Origin of the sequence: Haemophilus sp. oral taxon 851 str. F0397, from assembly GCF_000242295.1 — a bacterium.
Taxonomy (GTDB): domain Bacteria; phylum Pseudomonadota; class Gammaproteobacteria; order Enterobacterales; family Pasteurellaceae; genus Haemophilus.
This window is the reverse complement of record NZ_JH591069.1, coordinates 1-24064: the sequence shown is the minus strand read 5'-3', so window position 1 is coordinate 24064 and position 24064 is coordinate 1. Positions and strand designations below refer to the sequence as shown.

Annotated in this window: 21 protein-coding genes, 1 other RNA gene and 1 riboswitch; of the genes, 11 read left to right on the top strand and 11 right to left on the bottom strand. The window is 38.5% G+C overall.

All coding sequences use genetic code 11. The features are described 5' to 3' along the window. The 4 genes from HMPREF9096_RS07070 to HMPREF9096_RS0108650 all read right to left on the bottom strand — a co-directional run. Positions 1-929, bottom strand: a 929-nt coding sequence (locus tag HMPREF9096_RS07070) for an ESPR-type extended signal peptide-containing protein (protein WP_009499904.1), incomplete at its 3' end; no start/stop codon positions are given. 195 nt (positions 930-1124) lie between these two features. Further along, complete coding sequence (gene metE, locus HMPREF9096_RS07075) at positions 1125-3395, bottom strand: 5-methyltetrahydropteroyltriglutamate--homocysteine S-methyltransferase (protein WP_009499902.1); 2271 nt, start codon at positions 3393-3395, stop codon at positions 1125-1127. Positions 3396-3691: 296 nt separating this feature from the next. Next, complete coding sequence (gene pepN, locus HMPREF9096_RS07080; RefSeq protein ID WP_009499900.1) at positions 3692-6301, bottom strand: aminopeptidase N; 2610 nt, start codon at positions 6299-6301, stop codon at positions 3692-3694. A gap of 53 nt (positions 6302-6354) precedes the next feature. Next, complete coding sequence (locus HMPREF9096_RS0108650) at positions 6355-6699, bottom strand: type II toxin-antitoxin system HicB family antitoxin (protein ID WP_005653201.1); 345 nt, start codon at positions 6697-6699, stop codon at positions 6355-6357. A gap of 288 nt (positions 6700-6987) precedes the next feature. Between HMPREF9096_RS0108650 and purE the strand changes: the two genes are divergently transcribed. From purE to HMPREF9096_RS07095, 3 genes are all read left to right on the top strand, one after another. Next, complete coding sequence (gene purE / locus HMPREF9096_RS07085) at positions 6988-7482, top strand: 5-(carboxyamino)imidazole ribonucleotide mutase (protein ID WP_009499897.1); 495 nt, start codon at positions 6988-6990, stop codon at positions 7480-7482. A gap of 69 nt (positions 7483-7551) precedes the next feature. Then, positions 7552-8640, top strand: coding sequence for a 5-(carboxyamino)imidazole ribonucleotide synthase (purK, locus tag HMPREF9096_RS07090; RefSeq protein WP_009499896.1), 1089 nt, complete (start codon positions 7552-7554; stop codon positions 8638-8640). 139 nt (positions 8641-8779) lie between these two features. Further along, positions 8780-9970, top strand: coding sequence for an amino acid aminotransferase (locus HMPREF9096_RS07095; RefSeq protein WP_009499893.1), 1191 nt, complete (start codon positions 8780-8782; stop codon positions 9968-9970). Between the two features lie 45 nt (positions 9971-10015). Here the strand turns inward: HMPREF9096_RS07095 and moaE are convergent, their stop codons facing one another. The 4 genes from moaE to moaA all read right to left on the bottom strand — a co-directional run bounded on the left by moaE (position 10016) and on the right by moaA (position 12301). Continuing rightward, entirely contained in the window at positions 10016-10468 is a 453-nt protein-coding gene (gene moaE / locus HMPREF9096_RS07100) for a molybdopterin synthase catalytic subunit MoaE (RefSeq protein WP_009499891.1), read from the bottom strand. Then, on the bottom strand, positions 10469-10714 hold the full coding sequence (gene moaD, locus HMPREF9096_RS07105; RefSeq protein ID WP_009499890.1) for a molybdopterin synthase sulfur carrier subunit: 246 nt from the start codon (positions 10712-10714) through the stop codon (positions 10469-10471). It abuts the gene before it with no gap. A 1-nt stretch (position 10715) separates the two neighbouring features. Then, positions 10716-11198 (bottom strand): cyclic pyranopterin monophosphate synthase MoaC, encoded by a 483-nt coding sequence (gene moaC, locus HMPREF9096_RS07110; RefSeq protein WP_009499888.1) that lies wholly within the window; start codon positions 11196-11198, stop codon positions 10716-10718. A gap of 89 nt (positions 11199-11287) precedes the next feature. Continuing rightward, positions 11288-12301 carry a GTP 3',8-cyclase MoaA gene (gene moaA / locus HMPREF9096_RS07115; protein ID WP_032803261.1) on the bottom strand — a complete coding sequence of 338 codons (1014 nt, stop codon included), beginning with the start codon at positions 12299-12301 and terminating at the stop codon, positions 11288-11290. Then, positions 12290-12430: riboswitch (molybdenum cofactor riboswitch) on the bottom strand. (Overlaps the previous gene by 12 nt.) A 315-nt stretch (positions 12431-12745) precedes the next feature. Here moaA and ytfE point away from each other — a divergent pair. Further along, positions 12746-13417, top strand: coding sequence for an iron-sulfur cluster repair protein YtfE (ytfE, locus tag HMPREF9096_RS07120; RefSeq protein WP_009499886.1), 672 nt, complete (start codon positions 12746-12748; stop codon positions 13415-13417). A 76-nt stretch (positions 13418-13493) separates the two neighbouring features. Here ytfE and rnpB read toward each other — a convergent pair. Continuing rightward, an RNA gene (gene rnpB / locus HMPREF9096_RS09005) (RNase P RNA component class A) lies at positions 13494-13870 on the bottom strand. Positions 13871-14030: 160 nt separating this feature from the next. Between rnpB and HMPREF9096_RS07125 the strand changes: the two genes are divergently transcribed. Together HMPREF9096_RS07125 and HMPREF9096_RS07130 are read left to right on the top strand one after the other, a co-directional pair. Continuing rightward, positions 14031-14966, top strand: coding sequence for a KpsF/GutQ family sugar isomerase (locus HMPREF9096_RS07125; RefSeq protein WP_009499884.1), 936 nt, complete (start codon positions 14031-14033; stop codon positions 14964-14966). Between the two features lie 9 nt (positions 14967-14975). Further along, positions 14976-15518, top strand: a complete 543-nt coding sequence (locus HMPREF9096_RS07130; RefSeq protein ID WP_009499883.1) for an HAD family hydrolase — start codon at positions 14976-14978, stop codon at positions 15516-15518. A gap of 128 nt (positions 15519-15646) precedes the next feature. Here the strand turns inward: HMPREF9096_RS07130 and yccS are convergent, their stop codons facing one another. Both yccS and HMPREF9096_RS07140 read right to left on the bottom strand, forming a co-directional pair. After that, positions 15647-17782, bottom strand: coding sequence for a YccS family putative transporter (gene yccS, locus HMPREF9096_RS07135; RefSeq protein WP_009499881.1), 2136 nt, complete (start codon positions 17780-17782; stop codon positions 15647-15649). A gap of 67 nt (positions 17783-17849) precedes the next feature. Continuing rightward, a complete protein-coding gene (locus HMPREF9096_RS07140; protein ID WP_009499880.1) occupies positions 17850-18518 on the bottom strand; it encodes a DUF2057 domain-containing protein in 669 nt (222 codons plus the stop codon). Positions 18519-18718: 200 nt separating this feature from the next. Here HMPREF9096_RS07140 and sohB point away from each other — a divergent pair, with 200 nt between their 5' ends. From sohB to rsxC, 5 genes are all read left to right on the top strand, one after another. Continuing rightward, positions 18719-19780, top strand: a complete 1062-nt coding sequence (sohB, locus tag HMPREF9096_RS07145) for a protease SohB (protein ID WP_032803259.1) — start codon at positions 18719-18721, stop codon at positions 19778-19780. Positions 19781-19958: 178 nt separating this feature from the next. Beyond that, positions 19959-20813: an OmpA family protein gene (locus HMPREF9096_RS07150; protein ID WP_009499878.1), complete on the top strand. Its 855-nt coding sequence runs from the start codon at positions 19959-19961 to the stop codon at positions 20811-20813. A 217-nt stretch (positions 20814-21030) separates the two neighbouring features. Continuing rightward, positions 21031-21609, top strand: a complete 579-nt coding sequence (gene rsxA, locus HMPREF9096_RS07155) for an electron transport complex subunit RsxA (RefSeq protein ID WP_005636563.1) — start codon at positions 21031-21033, stop codon at positions 21607-21609. Between the two features lie 87 nt (positions 21610-21696). Beyond that, on the top strand, positions 21697-22278 hold the full coding sequence (gene rsxB / locus HMPREF9096_RS07160; RefSeq protein WP_009499875.1) for an electron transport complex subunit RsxB: 582 nt from the start codon (positions 21697-21699) through the stop codon (positions 22276-22278). Then, positions 22279-24064, top strand: a 1786-nt coding sequence (gene rsxC / locus HMPREF9096_RS07165; protein ID WP_009499872.1) for an electron transport complex subunit RsxC, incomplete at its 3' end; no start/stop codon positions are given. It lies immediately after the preceding gene.

Genomic DNA, 24064 nt, shown 5'->3' with positions numbered 1-24064 from the left:
CCTGCATCATTCAGTTTAATCGTTGTGCCATCCGTATTCACAGATACACCATCTGTACCGGCAGTCAGACCACCGTTGTCTTTCGCATGAACAGAAACCTTATTATCCGCAGAGACCGAAATTCCATCTCCTGCAGTAACAGGGGTGCTACCACCCGCAGCACCACCACCTTGTGGTTGTTCAGCTTTAATAGTAATTATGTGTTTACCATCAGCACCAGCCGTGTTAGTTACGGTAATACCGCCCTCGCCTTTAAATTCTACTTCATTGCCACTTTTTACGGTTGAAGTTGTACTGCCTGCAGTAACTTTCCAACCCAATTCATTTAACGTGGTCGATAAATTTCCTGCATTAACAAGTTTTTTCTTATCCTTTTCTTCAGGGTCGGTTACTTTGCCTTCACTAACAGCAAGATCAACAGTGTCTACGCTAAATTTAGCTGAACGGCCAGTTTGGTCAATCGTAACCCCCTCACCCTCAACTAAATAAAGGTAGCTGGTTACATTCTTTGGCGGTTCTCCATCACCATCGATATTCGGTTCTACGGTAACAACAGTACTTTTCTTATCATCATCGGAGGTATTACTATCATCAATTTTCACACCTTCTTTAATTTCTTTTCGCTTCCCCTCTTTATCAACAACAGCAAGACCGAAACCCAATCCACGTAACTCATTGCCATCTGGATCTGGACCCGTAATATCATCCTTTCTAGGTGTTTCATACCCACCTGAAGGATCTTCAGAGTTTACCCCCCCAGGACCCGCCGCCGTCTCACTCGCCTCCGCGAAGGGAGAAAGCATGCCAGCAACAAGAGCAACTGCAACGGCTGTTACAGAAGCACGTTTTTTGTGTTTTTTAGTCAGTTCAGATACGGCGACCCAGGCTTGAGCTGCTTCGTTCCATACAATTCTAAAAATTTTATTCATAAATTTCCTCTTTAGAGATAGTTACATTAAAAAATGAGCACGGATTATACACAATAACAATAACAATAACAATAACAATAACAATAACATAATTATAACAATCATCTATTTTATGTTTCACCATAAATATAAAGGACTGAAATTGTAAAATACAACCTCAGTCCTTAAGTTACAGTTAAGTAATAAACTTAAAATTTACGCTAATTCCGCACGTAATTTTTTGGTCACATCCACCATCACTTTTAATTGATCGATAGTTTCTGTCCAACCACGTGTTTTTAAACCGCAGTCTGGGTTTACCCATAAGCGTTCTTTTGGAATGACTTTTAACGCTTTGCGTAATAAGTGTTCAATTTCACCCGCGGTTGGTACACGTGGGCTGTGAATATCATACACACCTGGACCGATGTCATTCGGGTAGTTAAATTTCACGAAGGCATCTAATAATTCCATATCTGAACGTGAAGTTTCGATGGTAATCACGTCCGCATCTAATGCCGCAATGGCAGGTAAGATGTCGTTAAATTCAGAGTAACACATATGAGTGTGAATTTGCGTATCATCTTGCACGCCCATTGAGCTTAAACGGAATGCTTCGCCTGCCCATTGTAAGTAGGCATCCCAATCTGCACGTTTAAGTGGTAAACCTTCACGAATTGCTGGCTCATCAATTTGGATAACTTTAATGCCTGCTGCTTCTAAATCTAACACTTCATCAGATAATGCCACGCCGATTTGTTTACATACGGTTGAACGTGGAATATCGTTACGCACGAATGACCATTGTAAAATAGTCACAGGGCCTGTGAGCATTCCTTTCATTACACGATTAGTTAAACTTTGTGCATATTGAGACCAACGTACTGTCATAGGCTCTGGGCGAGTCACATCACCGTAAATCACTGGCGGTTTTACACAACGTGAACCGTAGCTTTGTACCCAACCAAATTTAGTGAAGGCAAAACCGTCTAATAATTCCCCAAAGTATTCCACCATGTCGTTACGTTCTGCTTCACCGTGAACTAATACATCTAAATCTAATTCTTCTTGGCGACGTACCACATATTCAATCTCTTTTTTCATTGCCGCTTCGTAATCTGCAAGGGATAATTCACCTTTTTTGAAACTTGCACGGGCGTGACGAATTTCAGTCGTTTGCGGGAATGAGCCAATGTTTGTGGTTGGCAGAAGCGGTAAATTTAACCACGCATTTTGCTTAACAATACGTTCTGCAAATGGCGATTTACGTTGATCTGCACCTTTTGGCAAGTTTGCTAAACGTTCTGCCACTTCAGGGCGATGAATTTCTTTTGAGGTTGCACGTGCATCTGCTGCCGCTTGGCTTGCATCTAATGCCGCTTGTACAGACGCTCTGCCATGATTTAAGGCTTGTTTTAATACATTTAATTCTTCTACTTTTTGTAGTGTGAAAGATAACCAGCTGTAAAGTGCGGTATTTTTTTCTTTTAATTGTACTTCCACTTCTAAGTCAAATGGAGTGTGTAATAATGAACAGCTTGGTGCAATCCATAAACGCTCGCCTAATTTTGCTTTTAATGGCTCTAATACATCTAACACTTTATTTAAGTTTGCACGCCAGATATTACGGCCTTCAATCACGCCTGCTGAAAGCACTTTGCTGTAATCTTCAAAGGCTGCAAGTTGTTCTGGCGCACGCACTAAATCTAAATGTAAGCCCGCAACAGGTAAGGCTTTTAATAACTCTGCGTGTTGTGCAACGGAACCAAAATAAGTGGCTAATAATAATTTTGCATTCACTTTGCTTAATTCAGCGTAAACAGATTTATAGGCTTCAACCCATTCTGCAGGTAAATCTAATGCTAATGCAGGTTCATCAATTTGAATCCACTCTGCACCTTCAGCCACTAATGCATTTAAGATTTCAACATAAACAGGCACTAATTGATTTAATAAATCGAAACGGTTAAATGCTTCGCCTTTTTCTTTACCCAACCATAAGAATGTTAATGGACCAACAATCACAGGTTTGAAGTTTAAACCTAATGCTTTTGCTTCACGAATTTGATTTACATAATGTGCTGGATTAGCTTTGAATTGTGTATTTTTATGAAATTCTGGCACGAGATAATGATAGTTCGTATCAAACCATTTAGTCATTTCAATCGCAAATTGATCTTTGTTACCACGTGCAAGTTGGAAATATTGATCAAGGGTTAAATTTTGGCTATCAAAACCAAAACGAGCAGGAATTGCCCCTGTTGCCACTTGTAAATCTAAAATATGATCGTAGAACGTGAAATCGCCCACGGCAACGAAATCCGCATTCGCCGCTGCTTGATGTTTCCAGTTTTTTTCACGCAATGCTTTTGCTAAATCTAATAAATCTTGCTCGGCTAATTCTTTACGCCAATAACGTTCTTGTGCAAATTTTAATTCACGTTTTGCCCCTACACGAGGAAAGCCTAAGATGTGTGATGTTGTCATAATAACTCCCGTTTTAAAGTAATCTTCTTAATCATTTAGACGGCTAAACGTCTGTACGGGTATAGAATGCGTCATCTCAGTGTATTATGCAAACTTATTATTTTCAGGATTTGTATGAAATAAATTAATATTAAAACCCCATATAAAACAAAGGGGCATACTAAATGCCCCAAAAACTATTGTAAAATTTACCGCACTTTTAACCATATTTTAAAGATCTGGCTTTAGGTGATTTGATTTTCAGTTGGTTACAATATGTAACCAACTCATTTCCCTTTTACGCACATTTACTCCACCTACTGCAACGCTTTCTCAATTTTTTCAAATAAATCTTTTGAAAGATTTTCTACAATACTTAGGCGTTCTAAAGCACGTTTCATGAGCGTTTGGCGTTGAGCATCAAAGCGAGAAAAACGAATTAATGGCTCGATTAAACGCGCAGCCACTTGCGGGTTACTTTCATTTAAACGGATTAACACATCCGTTAAGAAACGATAGCCTGATCCGCTTACGTTATGGAATGCTTTTAAGTTGTGATTTGCAAAGCTACCTACTAATGCACGTAAACGGTTTGGATTATTGAAGTTAAAACTTGGGTGATCCATTAATAACTGAATAATTTCCAATACATTTTCATCTGGGCGAGTGGCTTGTAATGCAAACCATTTATCCATCACTAATCCATCGTGTTGCCATTTTTGTTCAAAATCAGCTAATAACGCATCTCTGCAAGGTAATGCAGCTTTTGTCGCAACACTTAATGCAGCCAATGTATCTGTCATATTATTCGCATTGTTGTAGTGTTTTTGCACTAGGTTGTTACCCAAATTGGTGTAAGCCAAATAAGTTAAACAAAGATTTCGAATTGCACGCAAGGCGATGTCTTGTTGCGTAACTTGATACTCATCAAGGCGAATATGGGTATAAACGCGCAAGAAATCATCTTTTAAAGTCTCGGCAATTTGCGCTTGCATAAATTCTCTTGCGGCTGAAATACCATCAGGATCGATGGTTTTGAAACCTTCAGCAAATTCCATTTCTTTTGGAAGGGTGAGAATTAAGGTCGCCAGTTCAATATCTTTCTCATAATGATTCAGAACATGAGAAAGTGCGGTCAATATTTCAGGCGAAATTTCTAGTGGCTCGCCTTGTTGGAAACGCACAACATTACGGCGTAATTCTTGCGTAAATAACATCTGAGCTGCATCCCAACGGATAAATTGATTGTCTGCAAATTTCAGCAAGCCTAATAACTGCTCAGTTTTGTAATCATAATCCAGTTTGACTGGCGCGGAGAAATCACATAACAATGCTGGAATTGGGCGACCATAAATGCCATGAAACTCAAAGACTTGATCTTTTTCAGTAACATTTAATACATCACTCAACAATTCGCCATTATGTTGCAGCATTTGTTTCGTGCCGTTCACATCATAAAGCGCCACTTTTAATGGAATATGTAAATTCACTTTTTCCATTTGATCTGCGGTTGGCGGTGTGGATTGTGAAACCGTTAAACGATAAGTATGCGTTCTTTCGTCGTAAGCATCGCTAATCAATAATTCTGGTGTACCCGATTGGCTATACCAACGGCGGAATTGATTTAAATCGAGGTTATTTGCCCGTTCCATCTCAGAAACAAAATCTTCACAGGTTGCCGCTTTGCCATCGTTTTCAGCAATATAAAGTTGCATCCCTTTTTGGAAGCCTTGCTCCCCTAATAAAGTATGCAACATACGAATGACTTCTGCCCCTTTTTCATATACGGTTACGGTATAAAAGTTATTCATTTCAATCACTTTTTCAGGACGAATCGGGTGCGACATTGGGCTTGAATCTTCGGCAAATTGCACGGTGCGTAAAAATTTCACATTATTAATGCGATTCACCGCACGCGAACCTGTGTCAGATGAAAACTCTTGATCGCGGAAAACCGTTAAGCCTTCTTTCAAACTTAATTGGAACCAATCTCGGCAGGTTACACGGTTTCCTGTCCAGTTATGGAAATATTCGTGTGCAATCACACTTTCAATGGCAAGATAATCTTCATCTGTTGCTGTTTGTGGATTGGCTAATACAAATTTAGAATTAAAGATATTTAATCCTTTATTTTCCATTGCGCCCATATTGAAAAAATCGACGGCAACGATCATGTAAATATCTAAGTCATATTCTAAATTAAATCGATCTTCATCCCATTTCATCGCTTTTTTCAGACTTTCCATTGCCCATGTTGCGCGGTTAAGATTACCGCGATCTACATAAAGCTCTAATGCAACTTCTCGCCCACTTTTGGTGATAAATTTATCTTGTAATAAATCAAAATCCCCTGCCACTAAAGCGAATAAATAGCTTGGTTTTGGGAAAGGATCGTTCCATTCCACCCAATGGCGACCATCTTCTAATTCACCACTTGCAATGCGATTGCCGTTAGAAAGTAAGAATGGATATTTGGTTTTATCTGCCGTAATTTTAGTTGTATAACGCGCCAGTACATCAGGACGATCAAGCATATAAGTGATTTGACGGAAACCTTCCGCCTCACATTGCGTACAAATGCCTTCACCAGACTGATATAGCCCCTGTAATGAAGTGTTTTCGGCTGGTACAAGGAAGGTCACAATTTCAAGTTCAAATTCTTCCGCACTTTTACCTTTTAAATCGAGCGTTAAACTCTCGCCATCTTGTTGATAAGCAGAAAATGGCTCACCATTAAATTTAATAGAAGAAAACTGGAAACTATGCCCATCTAAACGTAAAGAAGTCGCTTGATCATTTAAGCGTTGGAATTTTGTGGTTGCAGTCACCACAGTATGTTTAGGATCAAGTTGAAAATCTAAATAAATGTCTGTGACAGTAAAATCAGGTTGTTTGTAATCTTTTCTATATTTTGCTTTGGCTAACATAATTTGCCCTACTTTGAAGAAAGAAAATGTGAATATGATATCGTTACGTTTTGTTATCTTAAACTTGGTTTTTCACGAAAAATTTTTTCTTGAATCGCTTCCGTAACAAAAGCATTAAGTGAACGATCGCCTGCTATGATCGTAGCTTCTCTATGTAATTCCTCACCAATTCGTACATTAAATACACCTTTAAAAGGCTTATTCGGTTCTTTACCTAATTCCAAGCAATCTTGTAAATATAAATCAACAGATTGACGAAATTCTTTTTCTAGCTCAGATAATGACTCTGCTTCATAAGTCACTAAATCACGAATGTAAGCAAGTTTGCCAAATAATATATTGTTTTCTAAATCCGCCTCAATCGTGCCAACATAACCTTTATAATTTAATAACTTCATAGAATACCTACCTGTTTTAATGATTCTTTCACTGACTTTAATATAATTTTCAGGATTCCAATTAAATGTAGATTTTGATTGTGCGAGCTTATCTAATAATTTTTCAGTTCGTCCCATATAAACTATCGCCCATTAATTTGGTATCAAGTATAGTTACTAAAATTTAAAAATCAAATAATTATAAGATAAGACTAGGTAGTACCCAATAATATAGCAAACGTTTGCTTGATGTATATAAGATATGCTATTCTACACCACGTTTTTAATTAAAAAATTGAGAAAAATAGCATGTCAAACACTGCACAAATTGCCGTTGTAATGGGCTCAAAAAGCGATTGGGCTACCATGCAAGAGGCAACTCAGATTTTAGATGAATTAAAAGTACCTTATCATGTGGAAGTCGTCTCGGCTCATCGTACGCCTGATAAACTTTTTGAATTTGCCGAAAATGCACAAAAAAATGGTTACAAAGTAATTATTGCTGGTGCAGGTGGTGCGGCACATTTACCTGGCATGATCGCAGCGAAAACACTTGTGCCAGTGCTGGGTGTGCCAGTAAAAAGTTCTATGTTAAGTGGCGTAGATAGCCTTTATTCAATTGTGCAAATGCCAAAAGGGATTCCAGTCGGAACATTAGCTATTGGCCCTGCAGGTGCGGCAAATGCCGGATTGTTAGCCGCACAAATTCTAGCAGGTTGGGATACAGAATTACTTTCACGCTTACAGTCTTTCCGTGAAAGCCAAACTCATGCTGTACTGGACAATCCCGATCCACGCACATAAAAATTTCTTCAGTTCTGACCGCACTTCTAAAATGCGGTTGTTTTTTTCGTAAATTTAACGAGAAATATTATGCAAAACTCCACCTTATACCCAACGGTTTATGTACTCGGCAACGGACAACTCGGCAGAATGTTACGTTACGCGGGCGCACCTTTAGATATTTATGTTGAACCCTTAGCCTTCAATGCGCTAGTTTTTGACTTACCTGAAAATGCAATCATCACGGCGGAAATTGAACGCTGGGAAAAAACGCCTTTGACTGAATTACTCGGCAATCATAAAAACTTCGTCAATCAACATGTATTTGGATTATTGGCCGATCGTTTTACTCAAAAATCCTTGCTTGATGAGCTGAATCTTTCTACCTCGCCTTGGTGTTTATTAAAAGATAAAACGCAATGGAATGATGTTTTCCAAACTGTTGGCGAGAAAGTCGTCGTTAAACGCAGAACAGGCGGATATGATGGACGTGGTCAATGGATTATCAGCGATGAAAACAAAGCGGACATCACCGATGATTTATTTGGTGAAGTGATCGCAGAAAAATTTATTCCTTTCGATTATGAGGTTTCTATTGTAGGCGCAAGATTTAAAAATGGAGAAAAGCGTTTTTATCCCGTTACACATAACCTGCAACAAAACGGTATTTTACGCTACAGTGTGGTTGACATTGCGTTTCCTCAACAATCTGCACAACAAAAACAAGCAGAAGCAATGCTCGGCAAAATTATGGATAAACTAGGCTATGTGGGTGTCATGGCAATGGAATGTTTTGTTGTTGGCGATAAATTGCTGATTAACGAACTTGCGCCCCGTGTACATAACAGTGGGCATTGGACACAACTAGGATGCTCGATTAGCCAATTTGAATTACATTTACGTGCGCTACTCGATTTGCCAACTCCTGAATTACAAACTTTCGCGCCAAGTGTGATGGTGAATTTAATCGGCACAAACCATAACCCCAAATGGCTTAATACACCGTTTGCACAACTTCATTGGTACGGTAAAGAAGTGAGAGCTGGGCGTAAGGTTGGGCATATCAATCTTTCTCATCCAAATAGAGCAGTCATTATTCAACAATTAGAAAAACTTCGCTCTGAATTACCGGAAGATTATCAATCGGGATTAAATTGGACGATTGAAAAACTAAAATAATGTAAAAAATGACCGCACTTTTTGATGAATATTTAAAAATATCAAAGTGCGGTTAATTTTTATAAAAATCTTTCTTGATAAAATAAAACGGCTGAAGTATAAAATTATCCACCACACAACACATACATAAGGAAAAGCTATGTTTGAACATATCAAAGCGGCACCAGCCGATCCAATCTTAGGCTTAGGCGAAGCATTCAAATCCGAAACCCGCGAAAATAAAATTAACTTGGGCATTGGCGTTTATAAAGATGCGCAAGGCACAACCCCAATTATGCGTGCGGTAAAAGAAGCCGAAAAACGCTTATTTGATAAGGAAAAAACGAAGAATTATCTGACTATCGATGGTATTGCTGATTATAACGAACGAACAAAAGAACTCCTTTTCGGTAAAGATTCTGAAGTAATTAAATCTAATCGTGCGAGAACAGTACAAAGTTTAGGTGGAACAGGCGCATTACGCATTGCGGCTGAATTTATTAAACGCCAAACCAAAGCACAAAATGTGTGGATCAGCACACCAACATGGCCAAACCACAATGCGATCTTCAATGCTGTGGGCATGACGATTCGTGAATATCGTTATTATGATGCTGAACGTAAAGCCCTTGATTGGGAACATTTCCTCGAAGATTTAAGCCAAGCAAGTGAAGGTGATGTGGTGCTTTTACACGGCTGCTGCCACAACCCAACCGGTATTGACCCAACCCCTGAACAATGGCAAGAATTAGCCGCACTTTCAGCTAAAAACGGCTGGTTGCCACTCTTTGACTTTGCTTATCAAGGTTTAGCGAATGGCTTAGACCAAGATGCTTACGGTTTACGTGCTTTTGCGGCAAACCACAAAGAATTATTAGTGGCGAGTTCATTCTCGAAAAACTTTGGTTTATACAATGAGCGTGTGGGTGCATTTACCCTTGTAGCAGAAAATGCAGAAATTGCGTCAACCGCTTTAACACAGGTGAAATCAATTATTCGTACTATCTACTCTAACCCGGCATCTCACGGCGGCGCAACTGTAGCAACAGTATTAAATGATCCACAACTCCGTCAAGAATGGGAAAATGAATTAACTGAAATGCGTGAACGCATCAAAAAAATGCGTCATTTATTCGTTCAGTTATTAAAAGAATATGGTGCAGAACAAGATTTCAGCTTTATTATGGAACAGAACGGTATGTTCTCTTTCAGTGGCTTATCACCTGAACAAGTAGATCGTTTAAAAGATGAGTTTGCCATTTACGCTGTTCGTTCTGGTCGTATTAATGTGGCTGGTATCACTGAAGATAATATTCGTTATTTATGTGAAAGTATTGTGAAAGTGCTGTAATTCATAAAAAGCAAAAGTGCGGTTAAGTTTAACCGCACTTTGTCATTACCACTTCTCTAACGCTTCTTTGTCGCTATCTCTCGCTTCAATCCAACGTTCACCTTGATTGGTTTGTTCTTTTTTCCAGAAAGGGGCTTTGGATTTTAAGAAGTCCATAATAAATTCATTGGCATGATAGGCATCACCTCGGTGAGCAGAACTTATGCCAACTAAAACAATTTCATCGCCGGTATGCAAAAGTCCTACTCGATGTATCACAGACACTCGTTGAATATCCCAACGGGCTTTAGCCTGTTCTACAATTTCACGTAAGGCTTTTTCTGTCATCGCGGGATAATGTTCTAAGTATAAGCTGGACACTTCATCACCTAAATTAAGATCGCGTACTTTACCCACGAAAATAACCGTTGCGCCAACTGAATGTTGCTCAGAAAGCCATTGGTAAACGGCATTTTGATCGAAGGGCTGTTCTTGTACTGAAATTTGAATATCCGTCATTTAGCCCCCTGTTACCGGTGGGAAAAACGCGATTTCATCGCCATTTTTGACCGCACTTTCTAATGGCATCAAGGTTTGATTAATGGCGACTAAAAGCTTCCCTTTTTCTAATGCTAATGCCCATCTATCACCTTTTTGAGCGAGATGTTCACGCACTGCTTCCGCTGTTGCAAAATCGCCTTCAAGCTGAATAGAATCTACACCAATTAATTCACGAGTTTGAGCAAAAAATAAAACATTTAACATCTTATTTTTCCTCCGCAATAAAATGACCAGATTTTCCACCGCTCTTTTCTAACAGGCGAACATGTTCAATTACCATGTCTTTTTGTACGGCTTTACACATATCGTAAATAGTTAAAGCTGCCACACTTGCTGCCGTTAATGCTTCCATTTCTACGCCGGTTTTTCCGGTTAATTTGCAAAGAGATTGAATGCGAACTTGATTGGTTTCAAGTAACGGTTCTAAATTCACTTCTACCTTAGAAAGTAATAAGGGATGGCAAAGCGGGATAAGTTCCCAAGTGCGTTTTGCCGCTTGAATACCTGCAATACGTGCTGTAGCAAATACATCGCCTTTGTGATGTTTGCCTTCCACGATCATAGAAAGGGTTTCTTTTGACATGGTCACAATAGCTTCAGCACGAGCTTCACGAACAGTCTCTGCTTTTGCAGAAACATCCACCATATTGGCTTCGCCTTGAGAATTGATATGCGTAAATGTAGTCATAATAAAATAAAGTGCGGTTAAAATATTGAATGTTTTACATGTGTGACCAAAAGCAAAATAAGTGAATAGCAAAATTCACCTATTTTCTTTTAGCCACCGATAGAGGCTAAATGATTTCTTACGCCACTATCACCGATATGCAAATAATGATGTTCACGCTTGCCTTGCAATGCAGAAAAAATACGAGCTTGCAAAATATCTTGCTGTTCATGGGATTGCAATAAATCACGTAATTCAATGCCTTCTTCGCCGAATAAACAGAGATGAAGTTTGCCCTTCGCTGATACTCTAAGACGATTACAGCTTGCGCAGAAATTCTTCTCATAAGGCATAATTAAGCCAATTTCGCCTGCATAATCAGGATGTGTGAATACTTTAGCTGGACCATCAGTATGGGATTTATGCTGTAATGCCCAACCATTTTTCAGCAATTTATCGACTAATACTTGTCCAGAAAGATGGTGTTTATCAAAGAAGCTATCCATTTCGCCCGTTTGCATGAGTTCGATAAAGCGCATTTGAATTGGGCGATCTTTCACCCAAACAAGGAATTGCTCAAACTCTTTGTCATTCAAATTTTTCATCAAAACTGAATTGACTTTAACTTTGTTGTAGCCCACTTCAAATGCACGATCGATACCACGCATCACGTCATCAAATTTATTGATACCTGTGATTTGGTGGAACATCTTAGGATCTAAACTATCAACACTAACGTTAATAGATGTAATTCCTGCTTTCTTCCAATCAGCCACATCTTTTGCCATACGATAGCCGTTTGTCGTAACGGCTAATTGACGGATTCCATCAATATTAGCAATGCTTTCAGCAATAGAAATAAAATCTTTGCGTAAAGTCGGTTCGCCACCCGTTAAACGGATTTTCTCTGTGCCCATTTCAGCAAACGCTTGAGCAAGATGGGTAATTTCTTTTAAGGTTAAAAAACTTGGTTTGTTAGCTTCGGGTTGATAACCATCTGGCAAACAATAGGTACAACGAAAATTACACTGATCGGTAATCGACAGTCGTAGATAGTAATATTGGCGTTGGAAAGGATCGACTAAGCGAGACTCTCCTACGTTCTTGATAGGAATGGATTGCATTTTACACCTTTCTAAATACGGAGAGGATAAACCGTTTCCAGCGTATCCCTGAATAACACACGGCGTTATTGGCTTGTCGCCGTATTTCTATGAAACTTAGGCCAAACAAGCTCGGAGTTATGCGTTAAATTTAATTTGTCGTCATTCTAAAAGATTTCACTTCATAAACACAATCAATAATATTGATGAAAATCAGTATTTTCCTAAATTCTTAAAAATCAATTATATAAAAAAATACATAATGAATATAAGACTGGCTCATTAGTGATAATTAATCCTATTTATATGAATAACCATAAATTTTTAGCTGATTATTATGAGGTATTTTTATTGATTTAAATCATAATTTAATCAATAAATAAATCTCTCTACTTTTCATAATTAGAAAAATATCCTACTATTTTTATCGGATTTATTTTTACTTAGTCAATATAGGAGTGATTTATGTCTTTTGCCCAACAAAAACTCAGCGAACTCGCTGTTTCAATTCCAGGTGCAACTAAAATTTTTCGTGAATATGATTTAGATTTTTGCTGCGGAGGTTCTGTATTGTTAGAAGTCGCAGCACAACAAAAGAATCTTAACCTTGCTGAAATTGAAAAACGTTTAACTGATTTACAACAAAGTAAAGCAGAAAATCATGATAAAGATTGGACTTCAGCATCTTATGCAGAGATGATCGATCACATTGTTACTCGTTTTCATAATCGCCACCGTGAACAACTCCCTGAATTAATTACATTGGCGGAGAAAGTAGAAAATGTACATGGTGATCGTGATGATTGCCCTATCGGCGTAGCAGCACAATTAGAAAAAATTTATGCTGAACTTAGTCAGCATTTGATGAAAGAAGAACAAATTTTGTTCCCAATGATCAAAATGGGGAATTATGCTATGGCCTCAATGCCAATTCGTGTAATGGAAATGGAACACGATGAAGCAGGGCAAGATGTAGAAGTGATCAAATCACTTACTAATAGCTGCACGCCACCAGCAGATGCTTGTTTCAGTTGGAAAGCCTTATATAGCGGTATTAATGAATTTATTGATGATTTAATGCACCATATTCATTTGGAAAATAATATTTTATTTCCACGTGTATTAAACGAAAAATAATTTAATATTCGTAAAAAAATAACCGCACTTTAATCTATTCCGAAAAACAAACTAAAGTGCGGTCATTTCCACAAAAATTTTGAGTTGGTCGATAAGCCGAGTTCTGTCGTGGACAATCATTCCTCTAGGCGACAAATTACTCTGCCGCTCAAGCAACCTACCCGAATCCTGAGCGGGCCACTCATTGGATTCCTATTTGGTCTTGCTACGAGTGGAGTTTACCCTGCTGCCAACCGTTACCGGAGGCACGGTGCGCTCTTACCACACCCTTTCACCCTTACCGTTTACACGGCGGTCTGCTCTCTGTTGCACTGGTCGTCGGCTCACGCCGCCCGGACGTTATCCGGCACTCTGCCCTGTGTAGCTCGGACTTTCCTCTCGTTTACTTGTCCCACTAGGTCGTATAAATACGGTTAAGGGCTTCAATAAACCAGCGATTGTCTAACCAACTCGGCGCGTAGTATAGGGGCAATCACTAGTGCGGTCAATAAAATCCCCAATTTTTGAATATTGCTCATCAATCTTATAAATAATAACGCCTAATTTTTCATTCGTATTTTTTTATGATTCCGCTAAAATAACGCCAATTTCAAGCGCTCTTTTAGGAAGAAGAATGAACTATCTAAAAATTGCACAGGATTCCCTTGCAGTGGAAAGTAACGCACTTTTGCAACTCAGCCAACGTTTAGGAGAGGATTTTAATCAAGTCGTGGATTTAATCCTTGCTTGCGAAGGACGATTAGTCATCGGCGGGATAGGAAAATCTGGTTTAATCGGAAAAAAAATGGTGGCTACCTTTGCCTCTACGGGCACGCCAAGTTTCTTTTTACATCCGACAGAAGCCTTCCACGGTGATTTAGGTATGTTGAAACCAATTGATATCGTGATGTTAATTTCCTATAGCGGTGAAACCGATGATGTCAATAAACTAATTCCAAGTTTAAAAAATTTTGGTAATAAAATTATTGCCGTGACGAGTAACAAAAATTCCACGCTTGCACGCCATGCAGATTATGTTTTAGATATTACTGTTGAGCGTGAAGTGTGTCCAAATAATCTCGCGCCAACAACGTCGGCACTTGTAACGCTTGCGCTTGGCGATGCGCTCGCCGTGTCGCTCATTACGGCACGCAATTTCCAACCAGCTGACTTTGCCAAATTCCATCCAGGTGGCAGTCTTGGTCGTCGTTTATTATGTAAAGTGAAAGATCAAATGCAAACTCGCCTACCAACAATTTTACCGACCACCAATTTTACTGACTGCCTCACAGTCATGAATGAAGGACGAATGGGCGTTGCCTTGGTGATGGAAAATGAGCAACTTAAAGGCATTATCACTGATGGAGATATTCGCCGCGCACTTACAGCCAATGGTGCCGAAACTCTGAATAAAACAGCTAAAGACTTTATGACAAGTTCACCAAAATCTATTCATCAAGACGAATTTTTATCAAAAGCAGAAGACTTTATGAAAGCGAAAAAAATTCACTCGCTAGTTGTTGTTAATGATGAAAATCACGTAGTGGGTTTAGTGGAATTTTCAAGCTAAGGAATCCCAATGCAACAAAAATTAGAAAATATTAAATTTGTCATTACTGATGTGGACGGTGTGCTCACCGATGGACAACTTCATTATGATGCCAATGGTGAAGCCATCAAAAGCTTTCATGTACGAGATGGTTTAGGCATAAAAATGCTAATGGACGCGGGTATTCAAGTAGCAGTGCTTTCTGGTCGCGACTCCCCAATTTTACGTCGTCGCATTGCCGATCTTAGCATTAAATTATACTTTCTTGGCAAACTTGAAAAAGAAACCGCTTGTTTTGATCTTATGAAACAAGCAGGTGTTACTGCCGAACAAACCGCTTATATTGGTGATGATAGCGTAGATCTCCCCGCCTTTGCAGTGTGTGGTACGTCTTTTGCTGTGGCTGATGCCCCTTTTTATGTGAAGCATGCTGTTGATCATGTACTTTCCACCAATGGCGGCAAAGGTGCCTTCCGAGAAATGTCCGATATGATTTTACAGGCACAGGGAAAATCTTCTGTGTTTGATAGCGCCCAAGGTTTCCTAAAATCAGTGAAAAACATGGGGCAGTAATAACTCATTCGTCAATGTTATTGCTCAATAAAAAATAAAGTGCGGTAAATTTTCAACGAGTTTTAAAATCTCTCAAAAATCAACCGCACTTTTATGTTTACGTTCCTATACTTTGATCGCTTATCCTTTTAACAAGACGCTTTCCTAAAATACTCATAGAACTGCGGTAAGAGTTGCGTAATCAAATTTAATTGCTGATACGGTAAACTAAAGACGGCGCGTTCTTCTGCAGTCATCTCTTGTTTTTCTAATTCCTTTAAATGTGTTTCGATACTTTCTTGCTGTTGGTTAAAAATAGCTTCGGGTATTTCTTCAATGTGTTCTAAGGTATAGATAATTTTCTTTGCCACAGGATAAAAACCAGATAAAAATTGTGTGGTCTGTTGCAAATTTTTCATTCTGTCGCGATAAGCTCCCAATGCTGAAATATAGCTCAATAGAGAATAATTAAGCTTGAGCAAATCAAAACCTTTCTGTAAATATGCCTTATATTTCACTGGCTCATTATTCATATTAGACAGTGTTGTACTCAGTGCGGCTGCATATTGATGCGCATTACGACGTGCTATGCGATATTTAAGATCGTCACTTTTACCAAATTGCAATTGACTAATAATATGCAATAAATACACCGCATCACTACGCAATGCTTGATGACTCACTTTATCAAGTTGCAAATATTTCCAATCCGGCCATAAGTAAGATACGGCAAACCATGAAATCGCGGCACCAAGTAAAGTATCAAGTAAACGAGGCATTAATGCGGCTGCCGTATCAAATCCCATGACATCAAAACTCAGCAAAACTTGTAGTGTGATGAAAAAGGTCGAGAAACTATAATTATTACTACGGAAGAAAAAGAACAGCGTGCTTGTAAGCACCACAAGACCTAGTTTTAATTCTAAGGTTGGATTTAAATAAGGTAATAGTGACCCGACCACTACGCCTAATATTGTGCCAATAATGCGCTGACGTAAACGTACTTTAGTTGCAGAATAGTTTGGCTGACACACAAATACAGTAGTCAATAAAATCCAATAACCCAGATTAAATTGGAAAAACTCAACAATTGCACAACATAAAAATACCACAATAGATAAGCGTACCGCATGACGGAACAACGGCGATTCAAAAGTAAAATGGCTAAAAATCACCGCACTTATATTTTTTAACCCTGTGATTTGTTCTGTATGAATTTGAGCTAATTGTTCGGTATCCGTCGTTTCTTGCGCTAACTGGCGAAGTTGCCAGTTAATGCTTTGTAAATTATCTAACAAGGTTTGAATATCAATCAATTCATCTTGATCATTGATATGTTGTGCTCGATATAGAGCAAAGGAATGCAACGTGCCTAAAAGCGCACGTTCGACACGTTCATTAAAATGATAAGGTTTATTTTCACGCAAACTCGCCGTGATTTCTTTACAGGATTGCGCTTGTAACTCTAGCAAACGTTGAACACGGAAAATCAAATCTGTATTTTTTAATTTTTCCGTTATTTGTTGATAATCAAAATGCGTAGAATTGGCGCGCTCATGAATGTCTTGTGCGGCAAAATAGTAACGTAACATTCTCTGGGTGCGAGGATGACGATGTTGCCCTCGAATACGATAAAAAAGTGCGGTACGAACAATATTAAATGCCGTGACAACATTTGCATTTTTCATCGCAAAATTAAGATGTTTTTTTTCAATCTCAGCTACTTCGTCAGGATCAAAAAAACAGGATTTAGTATCTAAATATTCTCCCAACGCACAAAACGCTTTAGCGACACTTTCTTGCACGGGGCGATTTGGGAAAAACAGGTAAACAATCAGAGTCACCACACTATATAGCAAGGTACCGCATAAAATCATTACGGGGTTAATAAACCATACATTTCCTTCAGGCACATAAGTCAGCGTGGTATAAAGAGCAACCACTAATGAACCAAAAGCAATCGTGCTATAACGCTGCCCCACGGCGCCAATCATGGTGAAAATAAATGTCAGCACCGTCATTAACACAATATATTGAATAGGCTTACCGATATGTAACTGCACAATAAAGGATGAAATAGAAAAGGCAATGAGCGTGAAAAATACGTTTTTCAATCGTCCAGTTAAACGGTTATCCAAATCCACCAAACCACCTGCAATGATCCCTAGAATCAAAGGCATTGATTGCGAAGAAATATCAAAAGCCCATATTCCCACTGCCGCAATATTTACGGTAATAAAAACGGGAATCGCAGCGATTACTTTGGCATTTAACCGAATATTCATTTCAAATCCTTATCAAAATAGAAAAGTGAGCAACAAGGCTCACTTTTTATTGTATAAAGTGCGGTAATTATTTATGGGATTTTGCCCAATTTAAGAAACGTGTTTGAGTTTCTTTATCAGCTTGTTGGAACCAATATTGGAGCTGTTGCTCTGCAACGTTTTCACCTTGAACAACCACTTTACCTTTATTCGCTTTTGCATTGCTTGCTGAAGTAGCGACCATTGGGCTAGCAGCTGTGGTTGCAGCAAATGCAGCAACAGATGCAGTTGCACCAGAGGCATTATATTCAGCAAGATCATTCACCACATTAGCACTTGGGAATAAACCTTCTTGTTTTAACACATCCACTTTTGCTGAAAGCGTATTACCAGATTTTGTTTTTACGCTAATGCTCGGCATCTCATTGAATTTATCACCTTCTGAACGACCACGAATAGCTGGCGCCGAAATAACAAGATCCTCTGCATTGCCTTGGAATGTCACGATGACTGGGTTAGATTCAAAAAGTGTTTGACTAGATCCAGAACCAATAATTTCACTTAAACGAACAACAACCTGATGGTTTTGAGTGTCATTTACAGCAAAGGCTTTAGCATCCTTTGCAAGAGATTTAGATGCCTTTTGACCATCAATGGCTAAAAGCTCAAGGTTAGATGAAGTAGAAACCATGCCAGCAAAAGTCGCTGTGCTAGCACATAATGTTGCAAGGCCTAATACAACAGCACGTAATTTCATAATTGCTCCTTTGGTATAAATGAAATTCTTGCCTATGCTATGCTAAATCAGGAAAAATGAAAATAAAAAAGTGAGAATTGGTTTAAAAACCTTTGTTGTAATAGCACAAATAATCACAATATTTTATCATGTTGATGTCTAGACTAGTCACGACTAGTACCAAGCACAATGTAATCTATAAAATATCAATAGGAGTAACAATGTTAAACGATATTTTAACTGGCTATGGAATTTTTATTCTGGAAATTCTAACAATTTTATTACTCATTCTTGCTATTGTTGGTTTGGTGATTTCTTATCGTCAACATAACAAATCTAAAATAGGAGAACTAGAAATTAAAGACTTATCTGAAGAATTTGATCATCAAGTTCGTGTGTTGCGTGATTTTAATCTTTCTGAAGAAGAGCTAAAACAGCAAGCTAAAGCAGAGAAAAAAGCAGAAAAACAAAAGGCAAAAAAACGTAAAGAGAAATTAAAAAAAGGTGAAACCTTAGATGACGAAAAGAAAAGCTGTGTGTATGTCTTAGATTTTCATGGTGATATTTCAGCGTCAGAAACGACCGCACTTCGCGAAGAAATTTCAGCAATCTTGAATGTAGCAAAACCAGAAGACGAAGTATTACTACGTTTAGAAAGCCCAGGCGGTATTGTTCATGATTATGGGTTTGCAGCCTCTCAGTTGTCTCGTTTGAAACAAAAAGGCATAAAATTAACCATCGCTGTAGATAAAGTCGCGGCAAGTGGAGGTTATATGATGGCTTGTGTAGCAGATAAAATTGTATCTGCGCCTTTTGCTGTTATTGGTTCTATTGGAGTCGTAGCACAAATTCCAAACGTTCATCGTTTATTGAAAAAATATGATGTTGATGTAGATGTGATGACAGCTGGTGAGTTTAAACGCACAGTAACTGTATTAGGTGAGAATACCGAAAAAGGCAAACAAAAATTTCAACAAGAATTAGAAGAAACCCATCAATTATTCAAACAATTCGTCTCACAAAATCGCCCTTGTGTAGATATTGATAAAATTGCTACTGGGGAACATTGGTTTGGCCAACAAGCAATCGACTTGAAATTAGTCGATGAAATTTCAACCAGTGATGATTTAATTTTAGAAAAAATGAAAGAAAACCATGTAGTAAGTGTAAAGTATCGCTTGAAAAAATCCTTGATAAAAAAATTAGGTCACCAGGCTGAAGAAAGTGCGGTAAATATTGTTCATCGTTATGCTACAAAGCGAGCAAATGATTTTATACATTAAATATAGATATCTTTACATTTCTTTACAAAAAAGAGAGCTAGTTCACTGATTTTATTGTTTACAAGGCGATTTTTTGCCATTAGTATATGCGCTCGAAACTTTGACAGTTTTGTTATATTTAATTCGTAAAGTTTAGTTATGCCCTTTTAGGGTTTCTAACAAATAAAAGGTAAAACAAATGAAATTATCTCGTATTTTATTATCAACTGTTGCTATCGCAACTGCTGCAGCTTGCGGAAACTTAAGTAAAGTGACAGACGCAGGCACTCCAGAGTATAAAGATGTAAATGGTCAACAAGTACCTCAATTAGTATGGCCTAAAATTGATTCAGCGACCTTCAATCACGATGGTAGCCAATTCGGTACTTGGCCAAATTGGGATAATGTTCGTATGATTGAAAATGGTATGAACAAAGATCAGATTCGTCAATTAATCGGTGATCCTCATTTTACTGAAGGTTTATATGGCGTATCTGAATGGGATTATGTATTCAATTATCGTGAAAACGGCACCCATAAAGTTTGCCAGTACAAAGTATTATTTGACAAAAACCATAATGCGCAAAGTTTCTTCTGGTATCCAAACGGTTGTAACGGAAATTCAGCATTCAATTTGAGTGGCGACTTCTTATTTGATTTTAACAAAGATACTTTAACAGCTCAGGGTAAGAAGGTAGTTGATAGTGTTGCATCTCAATTAAAATCTACTGGTGCTAAAGAAGTTAAAGTTGCTGGTTATACAGACCGTTTAGGTTCTGATGCTTACAACTTGGATCTATCTCAACGTCGTGCAAATACCGTTAAAGCACGTTTAGCTGAAGACGGTGTGGATTCTCTAATTACTGCTATAGGCTATGGTAAAAACCCTCAAGTGAAAGCTTGTGATGGTATTCCACATGGTCAAGCATTAAAAGATTGTTTACGCCCTAATCGTCGCGTTGAAATCACTGCTTCTGGTTCTGTATTAAAATTACAAGAAGGTGGTCAAGAAAACGGCGGTACTCAAGGTCCAGCAAAACTATATCAAAAATAATTGATATAGAACTTCAAACAATACTCTACTCACATAAGTCAAGTTGAGTATTGTTAATCCAAATATTGCGCAGCTAGTCATTTAAATGATTAGTTGCGCTTTTTTATTCATATCTAACAAAACGTGAAAATTTTCTCTTTCTCCTACCCCAAATTTTCTATTGTTATCGCGCCTATAAATGAGGATAATAGCCGACTTATACACAAGGCAGAAAGCAATGACACACTATATTTTATTAATTATCGGTACTGCGCTGATTAACAACTTTGTATTGGTGAAATTCTTAGGACTTTGTCCTTTTATGGGCGTATCCAAAAAAATTGAAACCGCAGTGGGAATGGGGTTAGCAACCATGTTTGTATTAACAGTTGCCTCCCTTTGCGCATATTTAGTTGATCATTATATTCTTGTTCCCTTAAATGCTACTTTTTTACGCACATTAGTATTTATTTTGGTTATTGCCGTAGTTGTACAATTTACCGAAATGGTGATAAATAAAACTAGCCCAACGCTATATCGTTTACTTGGAATTTTCTTGCCTTTGATAACAACAAATTGTGCAGTTCTCGGTGTCGCATTATTAAATGTAAATCTTGCTCATAATTTAACGGAATCTGTTGTTTATGGTTTTGGTGCATCTCTTGGGTTTGCACTTGTATTAGTGCTTTTTGCTGCACTCCGTGAACGTCTTGTTGCGGCTGATGTACCTTTAACTTTCAAAGGTTCATCTATCGCACTTATTACAGCTGGGTTGATGTCTCTTGCTTTTATGGGATTCACAGGACTAGTGAAGTAATAAAATGCTCTATCTTTTAATGGCTATTACCATTTTGATTTTATTTATTGGGTTCTCTCAGTATTTTTCAGGAAAAAGAAATAAATAATGCCCCTTCTATTCATCATAATCACTTTACTCGCTTTAATTTTCGGTGCGATTTTAGGCTTTGCTTCACTTAAACTCAAAGTTGAAGCCGATCCCATTGTGGAAAAAATCGACTCTATTTTGCCACAAAGCCAATGTGGGCAATGTGGTTATCCTGGATGCAAACCATATGCTGAAGCTATTTGTAATGGAGATGACATCACAAAATGTATTCCTGGTGGTCAACCTACCATCGTAAAAATTGCAGAGATTTTAGGTGTTGATGTACCAGCAATGGATGGAGTAGAAGAACCTATCGAGAAAGTCGCTTTTATTGATGAAAATATGTGTATTGGCTGCACAAAATGTATCCAAGCCTGTCCTGTTGATGCCATTATTGGTACAAATAAATTCATGCATACGATCATTCCTGATCTCTGTACAGGTTGTGAACTTTGCGTAGCACCCTGCCCGACAGATTGTATATCAATGATTCCCGTGAAAAAAAATATCGATAATTGGGATTGGAAGTTTGATGCAAAATTAGTCATTCCAGTAATGAATGTAAATGGCACTGAGAAAAAATTGGTTGTGGGGGAATAAATGGAGGACGTATTATCTCGTTTCAATTCCGGTAAATTATGGGATTTCAAAGGTGGCATTCATCCGCCTGAAATGAAATCACAATCTAATTCACAACCATTACGTCATCACCCTTTAGTTACGGATTTTTACATTCCTCTTAAACAGCACGCAGGAACAATGGGTAACCTTTTAGTAAAGGAAGGCGATTACGTATTAAAAGGTCAACCTTTAACGCAAGGCGATGGCTTACGTATGCTGCCCGTTCATGCACCAACTTCAGGCACAATTAAATCGATTAAACCTTATATCGCTGCACATCCGTCTGGTCTTGATGAACCTGCAATTCATTTGCAAGCGGATGGCTTAGATCAATGGCTAGCGCGTAATCCTATTGATGATTTTTTAACACTCTCGCCGGAACAACTCATTAACAAAATCTATCAAGCTGGTATAGCTGGCTTGGGCGGTGCAGTATTTCCGACTGCTGCTAAAATTCAATCAGCAGAGAAAAAAGTCAAACTTTTAATTATCAATGGTGCTGAATGTGAGCCTTATATTACTTGTGATGATCGTCTTATGCGTGAACGCGCCGATGAAATCATAGAAGGCATTCGTATTTTACGTTATATCCTACGACCTGAAAACGTAGTCATCGCCATTGAAGATAACAAACCTGAAGCAATAGAGGCAATCCGCAAAGCGCTACAGGGAGCAAATGACATTAGCATTCGAGTGATTCCAACAAAATATCCTTCGGGTGCTGCAAAACAGCTTATTTATTTGCTTACAGGAATAGAAGTACCAAGTGGTGCGCGTTCTTCTAGTATTGGCGTACTAATGCATAATGTTGGTACAGCCTTTGCAATTAAAAGAGCGGTTATAAATGACGAACCTTTAATTGAACGTATCGTCACCCTTACAGGTGATAAAATTCCTGAAAAAGGTAATTATTGGGTTCGACTTGGTACACCAATTTCTCAAGTATTAACGCACGCGGGCTATCAATTTGATGAACGTTATCCAGTGTTTGCGGGTGGCCCAATGATGGGATTAGAACTTTCCAACCTCAATGCACCAGTGACAAAAATTGTCAACTGCTTGCTTGCACCAGACTATTTTGAATATGCAGAACCAGAGCCTGAACAGGCTTGTATTCGCTGTTCTAGCTGTTCTGATGCCTGCCCAGTCAACTTGATGCCACAGCAACTCTACTGGTTTGCGCGTAGTGAAGATCACAAAAAATCGGAAGAATACGCCCTCAAAGATTGTATCGAGTGCGGGATTTGCGCCTACGTATGCCCAAGCCATATTCCACTGATTCAATATTTCCGCCAAGAAAAAGCAAAAATTTGGCAAATAAAAGAAAAACAGAAAAAATCAGATGAAGCCAAAATTCGCTTTGAAGCGAAACAAGCGCGAATGGAACGTGAAGAACAAGAGCGTAAAGCACGTTCACAACGTGCAGCAGAAGCACGTCGTGAAGAATTAGCGCAAACTAAAGGTGAAGATCCTGTTAAAGCGGCGCTAGAACGCTTGAAAGCGAAAAAAGCCAATGAAACAGAATCAAAACAAGTTAAAACGATTACCTCAGAAAAAGGGGAAGTTTTACCTGATAACGCTGATTTAATGGCACAACGTAAAGCTCGTCGTCTGGCTCGTCAGCAAGCGGAATCTCAAGTTGAAAACCAAGAACAACAAACTCAACCAACCGATGCGAAAAAAGCAGCAGTTGCAGCCGCACTTGCTCGAGCAAAAACGAAAAAACTTGCACAAGCAAATGAAACCTCTGAATCAGTCTCAAATA